This is a genomic window from Nonomuraea cavernae (assembly GCF_040655715.1).
GTDB classification, from domain to species: domain Bacteria; phylum Actinomycetota; class Actinomycetes; order Streptosporangiales; family Streptosporangiaceae; genus Nonomuraea; species Nonomuraea cavernae_A.
In genome coordinates, this window is the sequence record NZ_JBFAKL010000018.1 from 98,438 (window position 1) to 114,872 (window position 16,435).

A 16,435-nucleotide genomic window follows, 5' to 3' on the forward strand; every position below is an offset into this window, starting at 1 on the left:
TGTGAACGAGCCCGCCATCGACCTGACCACGATCAGCGCCGTCGTGTTCGACACCGACGGTGTGGTGACCGATACCGCCCGAGGGCATGCGGCCGCCTGGAAACACGTGTTCGACGCCTTCCTGCGCGGCCGCTCCGCCGCCGCCTTCGACATCAGGGCCGACTACCTCCAGCATGTCGACGGGCGGCCACGCCTCGACGGTGTCCGCACCTTCCTGGCCTCACGCGGCATCGACCTGCCCGAGGGCGGCCCCGACGACGAGCCGGGCGCGCCCACCGTCCACGGCCTCGGCCTGGCCAAGGACCGCGTCTTCATGGCCCAGGTGGACAAGTACGGCGTGGCGGCGTTCCCGGCCACCGTGGCGCTCCTCTACGAACTGCGCCGCCGGGGCGCGCGCGTCGCCGGTGTCTCGGCCAGCCTGCACGCCCGCAGACTGGTCACCTCGGCGGGCGTGGCCCACCTGTTCGACCTGCTGGTCGACGGCAACGACGCGGCCCTGATGCGGCTGCCGGGCAAACCCGACCCGGCGCTGTTCCTGGAGGCGGTCCGCCGGCTGGCCCTGCCCGCGGCCAGGGCGGCCGTGGTGGAGGCGGCCCTGCCGGGCATCGAGGCCGGGCGGAAGGGCGGCTTCGGCCTGGTGATCGCCGTCGACAAGGACGGCGCCGCCGCGGAGCTGCGCGAACACGGCGCCGACCTGGTGGTCACCGATCTCGGCGAGCTCGCCGTGCGCGGCAGGGTCCTACCCTTGACATCGTGACGGTGCTCATCGATCCTCCGCACTGGCCGGGGCCGCGCGATCTCATGTGGTCGCACCTGGTCAGCGACCACTCCCTGGACGAGCTGCACGCCTTCGCCGGGCGGCTCGGCATGCCGGTGCGGGCCTTCGACCGCGACCACTACGACGTGCCCGAGACCGTCCACCGGATGGCGGTCGACCTGGGGGCAGAGGCGGTCAGCTCGCGCGAACTATTGCACCGCCTGATCGCCGCCGGGCTGCGGCGCCGCAAGCGCCGCTAGCTCGCCGCCCAGGTTGGCCCGGGCCGCCGCCTCCCACAGCGTGTACGCCTCGGGGGTGCGGTAGAGCCGCGGCGTGGCCAGCAGCCTGCGCAGCACCTCGGCCCGCCCCCGCCTGAACAGCTCGGCGGGCACGTGCGCGTACTCCTGCCGGATCCTGGCCGCGTAGTCGTCGTAGCCGGGCCCGGCCAGCACCGCCAGGTCGGCGTCGCACAGCACCTCGCCGTCGTGGTCGCCCGGGACCAGCCGGTCGTGCGCGGCCGTCAGCCGCACCAGCCGGGCCACCTCGGCGACCCGGGCGGCCGGCACGCCGCAGCGGGGGAGTGCCGACTCGGCCAGCTGGGCGCTGCGCTCCTCGTCGCGGCCGGGCCGGCCGTCGTAGACGGCGTCGTGGAACCAGGCGGCCAGCCGCACCGCCGCCGGGTCGCCGGCGGCGCCCGCCAGCCGGTCGATCGCGGTGAGCACGGCGGCCAGGTGCTCCAGCGTGTGGTAGCGCCGGTGCGGCTCCGACCAGCGGGCGACCAGCTCGGCCCCCACCGCCTCGGCCGCCCGCGACCGCCCCGCGACCGCGCGCCAGCTCGTCAGCATGGCCCCCACGATAGAGCCGCAGCGCGACGCGGGGGTCATGGGTTGCTAGCGTGAAGGTCATCGAGCATGAATCGGACGACCCTCGGCGCCTGCCTCGCTGGCGGGAACTGCGGGCCGTGCTGCCCGCCCGCCCGCACCTGCTCCCGTCGCGCGAGCGGCGGCTCGCGGCGGCCGCCGACCTGGGCGACATCCGGCGGCTGGCCCGGCGGCGGGCCCCGCGCGTGGTGTTCGACTACGTGGACGGCGCGGCCGAGTCGGAGCTGTCGCTGGCCAGGTCGGTCGAGGCGTTCGCCAGGGTGGAGTTCCGGCCCCGCGTGCTGCGCGATGTGGCCGAGGCTCCCACCGGAACCGAGCTCCTGGGCAGGCGCGTCGCCATGCCGGTGGTCCTCGCGCCGACCGGGTTCACCCGGATGATGCACCGCGAGGGGGAGCGCGCCGTCGCGCGGGCGGCGGCCAGGGCGGGCGTGCCGTACACCCTGTCCACGATGGGCACCACGAGCGCTCGCGACGTCACGGGGGCGGCGCCCAGCGGCTGGAACTGGTTCCAGCTCTACGTGGTCCGTGACCGCGGGCGCAGCCGTGAGACGCTCGACGCGGCCCGCGAGGCCGGCATGGACGTGCTCGTCGTCACCGTCGACGTGCCGGTCGCCGGGGCGCGGCTGCGCGACGTGCGTCACGGCATGACGATGCCGCCGTCGCTGCGCTGGCGCGGCGTCCTGCAGGCGGCGCTCCGCCCGGCCTGGTGGTTCGACTTCCTCACCAGCGAGCCGCTCAGTTTCGCCACCGTCGAGGGCGCCCCCGACGACCTGGCCGGGATCACCAACCTGATGTTCGACCCCACGGTGACGCTGCGCGACCTGGAGTGGGTCCGCTCCGTCTGGCCGGGGCCGCTGCTGGTCAAGGGCGTGCAGCGGATCGACGACGCCAAGGACCTGGCCACCGCCGGCGTCGACGGCCTGGTCGTCTCCAACCACGGCGGACGCCAGCTCGACCGCGCCGCGACCCCGCTGGAACTGCTGCCCGGTGTCGTGGATGCGGTCGGCGACCGCACCGAGGTGTTCCTCGACGGCGGCGTGCGCAGCGGCGCCGACGTGGCGGCCGCGGTAGCGCTCGGCGCGCGGGCCTGCTTCGTCGGCAGGGCCTACCTGTACGGCCTGATGGCCGGCGGCGAGGCGGGCGTCGACCGGGTGCTGTCGCTGCTTCGCGCCGAGCTCGTCCGAACGTTGCGGCTGCTGGGCGCGGGCGGCGTCGGCGACCTCGGCCCCGACCTGGTCCGCTTGCGTTGACCTCGGCCCCGACCTGGTCCGCTTGCGTTGACCTCGGCCCCGACCTGGTCCGCCCGCGTTTGGAGCACCGCCGGGGCGCCCTTGCGGGCGCCGTCTTCACGAGCTGCCGGCCAGCGCCTCCGGAGCGTCCTGCGCCGGGCCCATCCTGGTGCGTCCGAGGTCGGCCCGCCGCCCCGCGGACACCCCGTCCCGGTAGCCGGTGCCGCTGGTGCGCGGGACGCTCATCCGCACCCTCGGATAGCGGGCCGTCACCGCCCGCTCCACCTCCGCCCGCCGGTCGGCCAGCACCAGCGCGGTACCCGCCACGGGCGCCTCGGCCTCCGCTCGCCTCTCGGCGTCGCACAGCAGCCGGTACACCTCGTCCGCGAAGCCGAGCAGCCACGACCGTCGGTAGGCCCGGGCCGAGGCCGCGTCCCGCGGCGGGCGTACCCCGGCCAGGCCGGAGGCCATCTGCAGCAGCAGCGACGTCGCCAGGACGTCGGCGCGTTCCAGGTCGGCGGCGAAGCCGAAGACGTGCACCCGCTGCCCGCCGCCGTCTCCAGGGAGCGCGCCGATGAGCAGCGGACGGCAGCGCACCGCCTGCGCCACCAGGCTCACCAGCCGGGCCTTCTCCCTGGCCCAGGGGGCGCTCAGCGTCACGATCCGGTCGCCGGGGACCTGACGGCCCGAGCCGGGGCCGGGGTCGAGGGTGTCGATGCCGTGCTTGGCCATCAGGGCCGACGCCGCCGCCATGAACGTGGCCCGCTCATGCTCGTTGTCGGTGCGCTCGGCCTTGGCCAGCAGTTTCCTGACCCGTTCGAGTGTGCGCTCCCTCATCGGGACTTGGTCAGCACCCGCCCGTCGTCGGCGATGGCCGGGAAGGCGCCGGTGTCGACGATGCCGTGCTGGTGGTACAGGGCCTCGATGAGGGCGTGGGCGGCGGGCTCCAGCTTCCACAGCGCGCGATACTCGCGGGCCGCGGACAGCGAGAGGCCGATCTCCTGGGCGATGTCGACCGTGCGCGGCACGATGCCCTTGGCGATCTGCCGGTCCCAGTAGTCGCGCGCGGCCCGCATCAGCGCCGCCCGCTGGGCGGTGTCGACGACCTGCGGGGTCGTGTCGAGCACCTCGACGTCCTCGTCCTCGTCGTCCACCAGCTCGGCGAGTGCCGGGGGCAGCGCCGGGCGGGCCGGCACCGGGTGGTGGTCGGCGTGGGGCTCCCAGGGCACGCGCGGGTCGGCGTCGATGAGCGCGGAGGTGTTGTAGAGGGCGGCGATCTGGGCCAGCAGCGCCTCCTGGCGGCCCGGGTCGACGGCCAGGCCGGTGTGCTCGACCGCCTGGTCCATGGCCTTGTCCAGCCGGGCCAGCGCGGCGCGCATCTTGCGCTCGGGGGCGCCGCCCTCGCGCAGCGCCTTGGCCTTCTTGGCGGCCAGCGCGACACGGGTGAGCCGCCGGTGCGCGTCGACCTCGCTCGCGGTGCGGTCGCTCACCTCGGCCAGGCCCATCCGCACCATCAGCCGCTCGGGGGTGAGCCTCCAGTTGATGCGGCCGGTGCCCCTGATGCGGTGGCGCTCGATGGCCATGCCGCGCTCCCACAGCCAGGCGGCCACGAGCGGCGCCGCGAGCCGGAACAGCGCCTCGGGCAGGCTGCGCGCGTCCATGCTGGACAGCACCGCGGTCAGGCAGGTCAGCGCCCACACGGCGATGCCGTCGATGCCGGCGGAGAAGTTCTCCCGCATGTTGCGGCGGGCCCGTACGGCCGAGGTGATGATCGCGACCTCGATGAACGCGAACAGCAGCAGCCGCAGCGGGCCGTCGAGCCCGAGCACGTCGCCGGAGAAGCGCCACATGCCCTGCGCGGACACGCCCGTAGCGATGGACGCGGCCACGATGGTGAGCACGTCCTCGATGGGACGGGGGGCGACGTAGCGGGTGAACAGGAAGGCCCCGGCCCGCCAGGTGACCCTGAGCAACAGGAACGCGAGCACGAGCGAGGCCAGGCCCAGCAGGGCGATGACAGCGGTGGCGAACGGCTTCTCGGTGACGAAGGCGGCTATTTCGTCGAATGTGGGCATCAGTCACTATCCGTGAGGATCGAACTCCGGCTGTATAACGACGAGATCATTGCAGAATGTTGGCATCTTGTATGCCAAACAGCCGCTCCAGCCCCGTTTTGCCCAGCTTTATCGCACTCGTTTTTCATCCCAAGGCGGCTGAAACGAGGGACCGCGCCTCCTCCTGCACCTTCGCCAGATGCTCCGGACCCCGGAACGACTCGGCGTAGATCTTGTACACGTCCTCGGTCCCCGACGGCCGGGCCGCGAACCAGGCGCTGCGCGTGGACACCCTGACCCCGCCCAGCGGAGCCCCGTTGCCCGGCGCCGACGTCAGGACCGAGGTGATCGGCTCGCCCGCCAGGCTGGTCGCGGTCACCTGCTCGGCCGACAGGCGCGCGAGCACCGCCTTCTCCTCGCGACTGGCCGGCGCGTCGACCCGGGCGTAGGCGGGCTCGCCGAAGCGGGCCGTCAGGTCGCGGTAGCGGGCGCTCGGCGACTCGCCCGTGACGGCCAGGATCTCCGAGGCCAGCAGCGCCAGGATGATGCCGTCCTTGTCGGTGGTCCACACCGAGCCGTCGCGGCGCAGGAACGACGCCCCGGCGCTCTCCTCGCCGCCGAAGCCCAGCGAGCCGTCGAGCAGCCCGGGCACGAACCACTTGAACCCGACCGGCACCTCGTACAGCCGACGGCCCAGCGACTCGGTCACCAGGTCGATGATCCGGCTGCTGACCATCGTCTTGCCCACCCCGGCCCCGGCGGGCCAGCCGTCACGGTGCGCGTAGAGGTAGGAGATCGCCACGGCCAGGTAGTGGTTGGGGTTCATCAGCCCGTCGGGCGTCACGATGCCGTGCCGGTCGGAGTCGGCGTCGTTGCCCGTGGCGATGTCATAGGTGTCGCGGCCGGAGATCAGGGAGGCCATCGCGTACGGCGACGAGCAGTCCATCCGGATCTTGCCGTCCCAGTCGAGCGTCATGAACCGCCACGTCGGGTCCACCAACGGGTTGACCACGGTCAGGTCGAGCCGGTGCCGCTCGGCGATCTCCCCCCAGTAGGCCACAGCGGCCCCGCCCAGCGGGTCGGCCCCGATGCGCACCCCGGCCGACCGGATCGCGTCGAGATCGACCACCGAGGGCAGATCGTCGACGTAACGGCCGAGGAAGTCGTGGCGGCCCGCAGCCCGCAGCGCCCTGGCGTAGGGGACGCGGCGCACGCCCGCGAGGCCGGCCGCCAGCAGCTCGTTGGCGCGGTCCTGGATCCACGTCGTGGCCTCGGTGCCGGCCGGTCCGCCGTCCGGCGGGTTGTACTTGAAGCCCCCGTCACGCGGCGGGTTGTGCGAGGGCGTGACCACCACGCCGTCGGCGAGCCCGGACTCGCGGCCGCGGTTGTGGGTGAGGATGGCGTGCGAGACGGCCGGGGTCGGCGTGTAGCCGTCACGCGAGTCGACGACCACGCTCACGTCGTTGGCCGCGAACACCTCCAGCGCCGACACGCGGGCGGGCTCGGACAGCGCGTGCGTGTCGGCGCCCAGGAACAGCGGCCCGTCGGTGCCCCGCGCGGCGCGGTATTCGCAGATCGCCTGGCTCGTGGCCAGGATGTGGTCCTCGTTGAACGCGGTGTCGAGCGACGACCCCCGGTGCCCGGAGGTGCCGAACGCCACCCGCTGGCCCACCTCGCCCGGATCGGGGTGGAGCGCGTAGTAGGCCGTGACCAGCCTGGGGACGTCGACCAGGTCGGCTGGCCGGGCCGGCTGTCCGGCGCGCTCGTTGCTCATGGGTCCCACCCTACAAAGCGCGTTTCGCGAGGCCCGACGGAGATCGCCGTGTCGGGCTGGGGTTACCACCCTGGCCGTGGTTAGACTCACCGTGACCCCAAAATTAGAATGGAGTTCGGTGGCCATGCGAATCGGACTGATGCTCAACGAGCCCACGGGCTCCGAGCCGTTCAGCGAACTGCGCGACGCCATCGCCGCCGCGCACGCCGACGGCTTCGCGTCCGGCTGGATGTCGCACATCTTCGGTCTCGACGCCCTCACCGCGCTGGCCGTCGCCGGCAGCCAGGCGCCGGGGATCGAGCTCGGCACCGGCGTCGTCCCGACCTACCCGCGCCACCCGGCCGCGCTCGCCCAGCAGGCGATGACGGTCAACGCGGCGCTCGGCGGGCGGCTCACGCTCGGCATCGGCCTGTCCCACCAGATCGTGATCGAGAACATGTTCGGCTACAGCTTCGACCGGCCCGCCAGGCACATGAAGGAATACCTCGACATCCTGCTGCCCGCGATCCGCGGCGAGCACGTCCGAGCCGAGGGCGAGACCCTCAAGGCCGACATCCGGCTCAGCACGCCCGGCGCCGGCCCGCAGGTGCTGATCGCCGCCCTGGCCCCGCGCATGCTCAAGCTGGCCGGCGCCAAGGCCGACGGCACCATCCTCTGGATGACCGGCCCCAGGACGGTCGCCGAGCACATCGCGCCCGCCATCACCGCCGCCGCCGAGGAGGCCGGGCGCGGCCGGCCGCGCATCGTCTGCACGCTGCCGATCTGCGTCACCGACGACCCTGCCGCCGCCAGGGCGCGCGCCGCGGAGGTCTTCGCGATGTACGGGCAGCTGCCCTCCTACCGGGCCATGCTCGACCGGGAGGGCGCGGCCGGCCCCGGGGACGTGGCGATCGTCGGCGACGAGGAGAGCGTGCGCGCCCAGATCGACACGCTGGCCAAGGCCGGGGTCACCGACTTCGTGGCCGCCCCCTACTCCAAGCGGGAGCGCACCAGGGAGCTGCTGAAGCAACTGCTCTGACCGGCGAGTCGGGGGCCTGACCGGGAGGCATCCGAATAAACTCCCGCAAGGTGAAGCGCTTGCTGCAAGGCATAGACGTGTCCAACTGGCAGGGCTCCGTTGACTGGTCGGCGCACGCCCGGGCCGGGGTCGCCTTCGCCTTCGCCAAGGCGACCGAGGGCGGCGACTACGTCGATCGCTTCTTCGCCCGCAACTGGGAGGGCATGCGGGCGAACTGGATCGTCTGCGGCGCCTACCACTTCGCCCGCCCCAAGGGAGACCCCGTCGAGGGAGCGCGCAACTTCCTGCGCACGATCACCCTGGCCGGCGGGCTGCGCCGCGGCGACCTGGTCGCGATCGACCTGGAGACGACCGACGGGCTGCGGCCCGAACAGGTCGCCCGGCACGCCCGCCGCTGGTGCCACTACGTCGAGCGGCACGGCGGACTGCGGCCGCTCGTCTACACCTACCAGTCCTTCGCCCGATCGGGCGCCTGCGCGGGCCTCGGCGAGTATCCGCTGTGGATCGCGAGCCCCGACCAGCCAGGCGGCGACCCCATGGTGCCGGGGCCGTGGACCGAGTGGACGATCCACCAATATTCCAACAGGCCCGTCGACCGCAACGTCTTCGACGGGACCCGCCAAGCACTGACCAGGTTGGGGTTTCACAAGCGATAGCATCGATAACCACCATCGACGAATCGACCCCAGGGAGTCACCGTGTCAGCCGAGCTACGCATCACCCTCGCCGGAGCCGAGCGTGTGGTGGCGGCCGGCACGACGGCCGGTGACGCGCTCCAGGCCGACGGCCGCTCCGTCATCGCCGCCCGGGTCAACGGCGAGCCGCGCGACCTGGCCGCCCCGCTCGCCGACGGCGACGTGGTGGAGCCGATCGAGGTCTCCAGCGACGAGGGCAGGGCGATCGTCCGCCACTCCACCGCCCACGTCATGGCGCAGGCGGTGCAGGAGCTGTTCCCCGAGGCCAGGCTGGGCATCGGCCCGCCGGTCGACAACGGCTTCTACTACGACTTCGACGTGGCGCAGCCGTTCCACCCCGACGATCTCAAGCGGGTCGAGAAGCGCATGCGCGAGATCGTCAAGCAGGGGCAGCTGTTCTCCCGCCGGGCCGTCAGCGACGACGAGGCCCGCGAGGAGCTGGCCGGCGAGCCGTACAAACTGGAGCTGATCGGGCTCAAGGGCGGTGGCGCCGACGCCGAGGAGAGCGTGGAGGTCGGCGAGGGTCAGCTGACCATCTACGACAACCTCGACCCCAAGTCCGGCGAGCTGTGCTGGAAGGACCTGTGCCGCGGCCCGCACGTGCCGTCCACCCGGTCCATCCCGGCGTTCAAGCTGATGCGCACCGGCGGCGCCTACTGGCGCGGCAGCGAGAAGAACCCCCAGCTGCAACGCATCTACGGCACCGCCTGGGAGTCGCGCGACAAGCAGGACGAATACCTCAAGCTACTGGAGGAGGCCGAGAAGCGCGACCACCGCAAGCTGGGCGCCGAGCTCGACCTGTTCAGCTTTCCGCCCGAGCTGGGCAGCGGGCTGCCGGTCTTCCATCCCAAGGGCGGGATCATCCGCAAGGAGATGGAAGACTACATGCGCCGCCGGCAGGGCGAGGCGGGCTACGAGTTCGTCAACACCCCGCACATCACCAAGTCGCAGCTGTTCGAGACCTCCGGGCACCTGCCGTGGTACGCCGAGGACATGTTCCCGCCCTTCGAGCTGGAGGGCATCGAATACCGCGTCAAGCCGATGAACTGCCCGATGCACAACCTGATCTTCCGGGCGCGCGGGCGCTCCTACCGCGAGCTGCCGCTGCGGCTGTGCGAGTTCGGCTCCGTCTACCGCTACGAGAAGTCCGGCGTGGTGCACGGCCTGACCCGCGTGCGCGGCATGACGCAGGACGACTCGCACATCTACTGCACCAGGGAGCAGATGGGCGGCGAGCTGAAGAGCCTGCTCGCCTTCGTGCTGAGCGTGCTGCGCGACTTCGGCCTGTCGGAGTTCTACCTGGAGCTGTCCACCCGCGACGAGTCCGAGAAGTTCATCGGCGATCCGGCCGACTGGGACGAAGCCACCGAGGCGCTGCGCCAGGCGGCCGAGGAGTCCGGGCTGGAGCTGGTGCACGACCCGGGCGGCGCCGCCTTCTACGGGCCGAAGATCTCGGTCCAGGCCAAGGACGCCATCGGCCGCACCTGGCAGCTGTCCACCATTCAGCTCGACCTCAACCAGCCCAAGCGGTTCGAGCTCGAATACCAGGCGGCCGACGGCAGCCGCCAGACGCCCGTCATGATCCACCGGGCGTTGTTCGGCTCGATCGAGCGCTTCCTCGGGGTGCTCACCGAGCACTACGCCGGCGCCTTCCCGCCCTGGCTGGCCCCGGTGCAGGTGGTCGGCATCCCGATCGCCGACGCCCACGCCCCCTACCTGCAGGACGTGGCCAAGCGGCTGCGCGAGCGCGGCATCAGGGTCGAGGTCGACACGGCCGACGACCGCATGCAGAAGAAGATCCGCAACGCGCAGAAGTCCAAGGTCCCCTTCATGCTGCTGGCCGGCGACGACGACATCGCCAACGGCGCGGTGTCGTTCCGCTACCGCAGCGGCGATCAGAAGAACGGCGTGCCGGTCGACCAGGCGATCTCCGAGATCGTCGACGCGGTCGAGCGCCGTACGCAGGTCTGACCTTCCCGCGCGTGCCGCGGAGCGGGGGTTCCGCTCCGCGGCACCTCGCGTCACTTCGCCAGGGGCTGTCCCTGCTTGTCGTTGAACTTGCCGATCAGGATCATGATGAAGTCGATCAGCACCCAGACGCCGAGGCCGCCCAGGGTGACGATCATCAGGATGCCGGTGCCGATCTTGCCCACGTAGAACCGGTGCACGCCGAGCGCGCCCAGGAAGAAGCAGAGCAAGACGGCAACGAGCCATGACTTGGCCATGGAATGATCCTTTCGATTTCGGGAGGTGGGCCGGGCGACGCGCATAAGCCGCCCGGCCGGCTTGGACTGCGGGGGTGATCACCGCAGCGCCTGAACCTAGCAACCCGCCGGCATGCTCGTCAGCAATTCGGCGCTATGTCTGGACAATGCGTCCAATATCGCTAAACGTGATCTCGGTGGCTAGATAGGCGAAATGCGACGTCTGCCAGCTTTGTCTTCCTGGAAAGGCCGGTCATCCCATGGAGCCGTCCTCCCTGGAAGCTGCCCTCCCTGAGCACGTGGTCCCTGAGGCCGTCGTCCGTGGGCACCTCGTCCCTGGGCAGGCCGTCCCTGGGCAGGCCGTCCCTGGAGGGCCTTGTCTAGAAGGGGTCCTGTTCGGGCGGCTCCGCGACGGGACGGGCCTCGCCGGGCAGGCGGACGTCGTCGACCGTGACGTTGACCTCGGTGACCCGCATGCCCAGCATGCGGCTGACGCTCCTGGCCACGTTGCTCTTGACCTCCGAGGCCACCTCCATCACCACGTGGCCGTACTCGACCACGATGGTGAGGTCGACGGCCACCTGGCGGTCCTGGATGTCGGCGCTCACGCCCTGGGTGCCGCGCCGGGAGCCGACGCCGATGCGATCGCGTACGGCCTCGAAAACGCGGGCCAGGTCGCCGCCCATGTCGGCGACCCCGGCCACCTCCAGCGCGGCGAGCGCCGCCACCTTCTCCACCACTTCGTCGGCCACCTTGATCCGGCCCTTGACGACCGGGGCATCGGTGGTGGACTGCCCGGCGGAGAGCGGGAAGGGGGCCGGGGCGGTGCGAGGGACGGGCTGGTCGTAGGAGCCGGTCGTCTCGCCGTCACCGTCGGCCACATCGGCCACGTCCGGGGCGTTCGCGTCGGCTGGGGCGGAGTGCTCGGCTACGGTGTCGGACATCGCTGCCTCCTCGTGACGATGCCGAGCATTGTGCCGGAAGGGCACCCCGTTTGTCCGGAAAGCCAGGGCCCTATGCTGCTAGATATGCACGATCAGGCAGGAGCGGGGGAGCCCGACAACTTCCAGCGGCTGTGGACCCCGCATCGGATGGCCTACATCAAGGGCGAGAACAAACCGACCGGGACAGGCCCCGATGACGGCTGCCCGTTCGACGTCATCCCCAAGATGAGCGACGAGGAGGGCCTCATCGTCGCCAGGGGCGAGCTCGTGTACGCGGTGCTCAACCTCTACCCCTACAACTCCGGCCACCTGATGGTCGTGCCCTACCGCCACGTGTCCGACTACGACGAACTCGACCCCGCGGAGCTCGTGGAGCTGGGCCAGTTCACCCAGCGTTCGCTGCGGGCGCTGCGCAAGTCCGGCGGCGCGCAGGGATTCAACGTCGGCATGAACCTCGGCCACGTGGCAGGCGCGGGCATCGCCGCCCATCTGCACCAGCACGTGGTGCCGAGATGGGGCGGCGACACCAACTTCATGCCGGTGGTCGCCCGCACCAAGGTGCTGCCGGAGCTGCTGCGCGACACCCGCCAGGCACTCGCCGACGCCTGGTCCTGACCCGGCCGCGGCCCCCGAGCCGGGCGCGGGGACCACGGCGAAGGCCACGATCAGGCCGAGGGCGAGGAGAGCACGATTCTTGAGGCCGCTGAGGGCTCGGGTCCGCTCTGGAACCCTCAGTGTCCACACGGCAGAGACCAGTCATAAGATCATCGGCCGGGGATCGGCGGCTACTTCGTGACCTCGACCCTGACGGCCTTGCTCTCGTGGTCCAGCCGGTCCAGCGCCGTCACCAGGTAGGTGCCGTCGGAGGGGGCGGTGTACGCCGGCCGCTCGACCACGGCGACCAGGTCGCGCGCGTCGGTCGTGTGGCAGTCCTCGCCCGACTTCGGCAGCTTGTAGACGGCGTAGGAGCGGGCGCCCGGCGACGGCTCCCACGACAGCGACCTCCCCGCGGCCTTGACGCCGGTGGGCTCGGGCGGGGCCTCCCCGCCGAGGCTCTTGATCAGGGGCAGCAGGGCCGGGCGGCTGTAGTGCTCCTTGAAGATCCGGTCGAGGGCGCCCAGCGGGTTGGTCAGCAACTGCTTGGCGCTGAAGTAGACGTCGCCCTCGACCTGCTTGTACTTGCGGTTGAACGTCAGGTGCGCGGACAGCTCGCCCGGCCTGGTCCACGCCTTGTCGTCGGTGGCCCCGACCCGGTAGAGCGCCTGGCCGATGTAGAGGTCGACGCCGGTGCCCTTGACCTCGTTCGCCCACCACGGCACCAGGACGTTGTAGTCGGCGGCCTTGAACCCGCGCGGCCAGTACAGCTGCGGCAGCACGTAGTCGACGGTGCCCGCCTTGATCCAGGCCCGGGCGTCGGCGTAGATCGAGTCGTAGGCCGACATCCCCGCCGTGCGGGAGCCGGTCGGGTCGTTGGACGTGTTGCGCCAGATGCCGAACGGACTGATGCCGAACTTGATGTACGGCTTGATCTCGTGAACGGCCTTGTCGACCTGGGCGACCAGCGTGTTGACGTTGTCGCGCCGCCAGTCGGCCAGCCGCTTGCCCTTGCCGTACTTTGTAAAGGTGGCGGAGTCGTTGAACGTGGCGTTGCCGCTCGGATAGGGGTAGAAGTAGTCGTCGAAGTGCACCCCGTCGATGTCATAGCGCTTCACCACGTCGGTGACGACCTCGGTCACGTGGTCACGCACCTGTGGCAGGCCGGGGTTGAAGTAGAGGCGGTCGCCGTACTTGACCGTCCAGCCGGGGTGCCGGCGGGCCAGGTGATTGGCCGGCAGCTTGGACACGTCGCCGTCGTAGGACGCGCGGTAGGGGTTGAACCACGCGTGAAACTCCAGGCCGCGCTTGTGGGCCTCGCTCACCAGGAACGGCATCGGGTCCCAGCCCGGGTCCTTGCCCGGGGTGCCGGTCAGGAAGCGTGACCACGGCTCCAGCGGCGACTTGTAGATCGCGTCGGCGGCGGGGCGCACCTGGACGAAGACGGCGTTGAAATTGAACTTGGCGGCGGTGTCGAGGAGCTTGACGTATTCGGCTCGCTGCTTGTCGGCCGAGAGCCCGGCGCGCGAGGGCCAGTCGATGTTCTGGACCGTGGCGATCCAGACGCCGCGCATCTGGCGCTTGGGGTAGCGGGCGTCGGGGGTGCAGTCGGCGGCCGCGACCGTGGCGGTGCCGGGGGTCTTCTTCTCGGTGCGGGCCGCTGGGCTCTCCCCGGCTCCGGGGCCGAAGAGGTAGGCGGCGCCGGTGGTGACGGCGGCCAGGGCGGCGGCTGCGGCGAGAGGTCGTCCGGTTCGCATAATGCCCCAGTGTGGCATTGGGGCACACCCGCTTAGTCCCGAAGAAAAGAAATGAATTCGTGATGTATTTGTGGCGAGAGTAAACCGATGGGCCGGGAAGGACGGTGTCCCACCCGGCATCGGCCCGGTCTACGCCTGGTCTTGACCTGCGCTCAGCCGCTCGCCGCGAGCTTGTCCGCCAGGTGCGGAGGCAACGGCTCGTAGCGCAGGAACGCGCGGTGGAAGCTTCCGGTGCCGTGTGACATGGATCGCAGGTCGATCGCGTACCGGGTGATCTCCAGCTCGGGCACCTCGGCCTTCACCAGCGTGCGTCCGGTGCCCACCGGCTCGGTGCCGAGCACCCGCCCGCGCCGTGACGACAGGTCGGACATCACCGAGCCCACGTGGTCGTCGGCCACCAGCACCGACAGCTCGTCCACCGGCTCCAGCAGCAGGGTCGACACCTTCGAGGCGGCCTCCTTCAGCGCCAGTTGCCCCGCGATCTGGAAGGCCATGTCGGAGGAGTCGACGGAGTGCGCCTTGCCGTCGTAGAGCGTGACCCGGACGTCCACCATCGGATAGCCGGCGACCACACCCCGCTCCATCTGGGCCCGCACGCCCTTCTCCACTGACGGGATGAACTGCCGGGGCACCACACCGCCGACGATCTTGTCCACGAACTCGAACCCGCCGCCGGACGGCAGCGGCTCGACCTCGAGGTGGCAGATGGCGAACTGGCCGTGACCGCCGGTCTGCTTGACGTTGCGGCCCATCGCCTGGCACTTGCCGCCGAACGTCTCGCGCAGCGGCACCCGCAGCTCGATGCGCTCCACCTCGACGCCGTGGCGCTTGGACAGGCGGTCGAGCAGCACGTCGGTGTGGGCCTCGCCCATGCACCACAGCACGAGCTGCCGGGTCTCGGCGTTGTTCTCCAGCCGCAGCGTCGGGTCTTCGGCCACCAGGCGGCCGAGCGCCTGCGACAGTTTGTCCTCGTCGGCCTTGGACCTGGCCTGGATCGCGACCGGCAGCAGCGGGTCGGGCATCTGCCACGCCGTCATCAGCAGCGGTCTGTCGACCTCGGACAGCGTGTCGCCCGTCTCGGCCCGCGACAGTTTGGCCACCGCGATGATGTCGCCCGCGATGCCCCTGGCGGTGCCGCGCTGCTGCTTGCCCAGTGGGCTGGTCAGGGTGCCGATGCGCTCGTCGACGTCGTGGTCCTCGTGGCCGCGGTCGGCCAGGCCATGCCCGGAGACGTGCACGGTCATGTCGGGGCGCAGCGTGCCGGAGAAGACGCGGACCAGGCTGATGCGGCCGACGTAGGGGTCGCTGGTGGTCTTGACGATCTCGGCCACCAGGGGCCCGTCGGGGTCGCAGGTGATGCCCTTGACCGGTTTGCCGTCGAGGGTGGTGATCTCGGGCATCGGGTGTTCGAGCGGCGACGGGAAGCCCTGCGTGATCAGCTCCAGCACCTCGGTCGTCCCGACGCCGAGCCCGGAGCAGAGCACCGGGAAGAAGCTGCCCCGGGCCACCGCCTTCTCCAGGTCGTCGATGAGCACCTCGGTGTCGATCGCGTCGCCGGCGAGGTAGCGCTCCATGAGCGACTCGTCCTCGCTCTCCTGGATGATGCTCTCGATCAGGGTGTCGCGGTGCTCCTCGATCTGCGCCTCGTACTCGGCGCCCGGCTCCTTCTCGGTGCGGCCGCCGGTGGCGTAGTTGTAGAACTTCTGGGTCAGCAGCCCGATCAGGCCGTTGACGTGACCGTTGGTGATCACCGGGAGGTAGAGCGGGGCGACGCCGTCGCCGAAGATCTCCTGGCAGCTCGTGAGCACCTCGTCGAAGTCGGCCCGCTGGTGGTCGATCTTGGTGATCACGACCGCCCTGGGCATCGCGACCCGCGCGCACTCCTCCCACAGCAGCTGGGTCAGCCCGTCGATGCCCTCTGCGGCCGACACGACGAAGAGCGCGGCGTCGGCGGCCCGCAGACCGGCCCGCAGGTCGCCCGTGAAGTCGGCGTAACCGGGGGTGTCGAGAAGATTGATCTTGATGCCGTTGTGCGTCAGTGGCGCGAGCGACAGGTTGACCGAGCGCTGCTGCCGCACCTCGACCTCGTCGAAGTCGCTGACCGTGTTGCCGTCCTCCACCCGGCCGGCCCGCTGGATGGTGCCGGTCGTCGCCAGCAGCTGCTCCACGAGGGTCGTCTTGCCCGCTCCTGAGTGGCCGACCAGCACGACATTGCGTATCGCGTCCGCCCTGTCGGCCGCTGGTGCCCTGCCCGCGGCTCCCAAGGCCCCTCCGGGGTTCTTCTCCGCCACATCGCCTCCGGTCTCCTGGGACGAGGCGGCCTCGCCGTCGAACGCCCGGCATCGCGACGCCAGGTGTCCGGCTCGGCTCCCTCTCCCGTCTCGTTCGGATGAGGTTCGCAACGCCGCGCCCGTGCGGGGGGTCGCAGGACCGCATGGACGCGGTGTGTTCACCAAATACCCGTGTGGCGGATATCACAAGGGGGGTGAGGCAAAGAAAGTCGCCGCTCCCGCGATGGCCTACGATCG

15 protein-coding genes are annotated in these 16,435 nt (G+C 71.1%); 7 read left to right on the plus strand and 8 right to left on the minus strand.

Annotated features, from left to right (window positions below; genetic code table 11):
• The first annotated feature begins 1 nt into the window (after position 1).
• Together AB0I38_RS25265 and AB0I38_RS25270 are read left to right on the plus strand one after the other, a co-directional pair.
• The gene (locus tag AB0I38_RS25265) at positions 2 to 757 is read left to right on the plus strand and encodes an HAD family hydrolase (protein WP_358472096.1); all 756 of its coding nucleotides are present in this window, start codon (positions 2 to 4) and stop codon (positions 755 to 757) included.
• Entirely contained in the window at positions 754 to 1,017 is a 264-nt protein-coding gene (locus AB0I38_RS25270; RefSeq protein WP_358472098.1) for a DUF4031 domain-containing protein, read from the plus strand. The genes AB0I38_RS25265 and AB0I38_RS25270 overlap by 4 nt, the downstream gene beginning before the upstream one ends.
• Here AB0I38_RS25270 and AB0I38_RS25275 read toward each other — a convergent pair.
• Positions 967 to 1,602: an HD domain-containing protein gene (locus AB0I38_RS25275; protein WP_358472100.1), complete on the minus strand. Its 636-nt coding sequence runs from the start codon at positions 1,600 to 1,602 to the stop codon at positions 967 to 969. The two genes, AB0I38_RS25270 and AB0I38_RS25275, sit on opposite strands and share 51 nt — an antisense overlap.
• 50 nt (positions 1,603 to 1,652) lie before the next feature.
• Here AB0I38_RS25275 and AB0I38_RS25280 point away from each other — a divergent pair, with 50 nt between their 5' ends.
• Positions 1,653 to 2,888, plus strand: coding sequence for an alpha-hydroxy acid oxidase (locus tag AB0I38_RS25280; protein WP_358472102.1), 1,236 nt, complete (start codon positions 1,653 to 1,655; stop codon positions 2,886 to 2,888).
• A 96-nt stretch (positions 2,889 to 2,984) separates the two neighbouring features.
• On the opposite strand, the gene AB0I38_RS25285 is transcribed toward AB0I38_RS25280, so the two are convergent.
• From AB0I38_RS25285 to pgm, 3 genes are all read right to left on the minus strand, one after another.
• Positions 2,985 to 3,704, minus strand: coding sequence for a DUF2786 domain-containing protein (locus AB0I38_RS25285; RefSeq protein ID WP_358472104.1), 720 nt, complete (start codon positions 3,702 to 3,704; stop codon positions 2,985 to 2,987).
• Positions 3,701 to 4,942 carry a hypothetical protein gene (locus AB0I38_RS25290; RefSeq protein ID WP_358472106.1) on the minus strand — a complete coding sequence of 414 codons (1,242 nt, stop codon included), beginning with the start codon at positions 4,940 to 4,942 and terminating at the stop codon, positions 3,701 to 3,703. Before AB0I38_RS25290 ends, AB0I38_RS25285 begins: the two co-directional genes overlap by 4 nt.
• A gap of 124 nt (positions 4,943 to 5,066) precedes the next feature.
• The gene (gene pgm, locus AB0I38_RS25295) at positions 5,067 to 6,695 is read right to left on the minus strand and encodes a phosphoglucomutase (alpha-D-glucose-1,6-bisphosphate-dependent) (protein ID WP_358472107.1); all 1,629 of its coding nucleotides are present in this window, start codon (positions 6,693 to 6,695) and stop codon (positions 5,067 to 5,069) included.
• A gap of 124 nt (positions 6,696 to 6,819) precedes the next feature.
• Here pgm and AB0I38_RS25300 point away from each other — a divergent pair, with 124 nt between their 5' ends.
• From AB0I38_RS25300 to thrS, 3 genes are read left to right on the plus strand one after another with little or no spacing between them, the layout of a single operon-like run.
• Positions 6,820 to 7,713, plus strand: coding sequence for a TIGR03564 family F420-dependent LLM class oxidoreductase (locus tag AB0I38_RS25300; RefSeq protein ID WP_358472109.1), 894 nt, complete (start codon positions 6,820 to 6,822; stop codon positions 7,711 to 7,713).
• 59 nt (positions 7,714 to 7,772) lie between these two features.
• Positions 7,773 to 8,369, plus strand: a complete 597-nt coding sequence (locus tag AB0I38_RS25305; protein ID WP_358472110.1) for a glycoside hydrolase family 25 protein — start codon at positions 7,773 to 7,775, stop codon at positions 8,367 to 8,369.
• 42 nt (positions 8,370 to 8,411) lie between these two features.
• A complete protein-coding gene (gene thrS / locus AB0I38_RS25310) occupies positions 8,412 to 10,379 on the plus strand; it encodes a threonine--tRNA ligase (RefSeq protein ID WP_358472112.1) in 1,968 nt (655 codons plus the stop codon).
• Between the two features lie 50 nt (positions 10,380 to 10,429).
• Here thrS and AB0I38_RS25315 read toward each other — a convergent pair whose 3' ends face one another.
• Positions 10,430 to 10,633: a TM2 domain-containing protein gene (locus AB0I38_RS25315; RefSeq protein ID WP_189125738.1), complete on the minus strand. Its 204-nt coding sequence runs from the start codon at positions 10,631 to 10,633 to the stop codon at positions 10,430 to 10,432.
• A gap of 359 nt (positions 10,634 to 10,992) precedes the next feature.
• Positions 10,993 to 11,556: an Asp23/Gls24 family envelope stress response protein gene (locus AB0I38_RS25320; RefSeq protein WP_358472114.1), complete on the minus strand. Its 564-nt coding sequence runs from the start codon at positions 11,554 to 11,556 to the stop codon at positions 10,993 to 10,995.
• Positions 11,557 to 11,640: 84 nt separating this feature from the next.
• Between AB0I38_RS25320 and AB0I38_RS25325 the strand changes: the two genes are divergently transcribed.
• Positions 11,641 to 12,171 (plus strand): HIT family protein, encoded by a 531-nt coding sequence (locus AB0I38_RS25325; RefSeq protein WP_358472116.1) that lies wholly within the window; start codon positions 11,641 to 11,643, stop codon positions 12,169 to 12,171.
• 170 nt (positions 12,172 to 12,341) lie between these two features.
• Here the strand turns inward: AB0I38_RS25325 and AB0I38_RS25330 are convergent, their stop codons facing one another.
• Entirely contained in the window at positions 12,342 to 13,907 is a 1,566-nt protein-coding gene (locus tag AB0I38_RS25330) for a glycoside hydrolase family 10 protein (protein WP_358472118.1), read from the minus strand.
• Positions 13,908 to 14,059: 152 nt separating this feature from the next.
• Positions 14,060 to 16,198: an elongation factor G-like protein EF-G2 gene (locus AB0I38_RS25335; protein WP_358472120.1), complete on the minus strand. Its 2,139-nt coding sequence runs from the start codon at positions 16,196 to 16,198 to the stop codon at positions 14,060 to 14,062.
• Positions 16,199 to 16,435 lie beyond the last annotated feature (237 nt).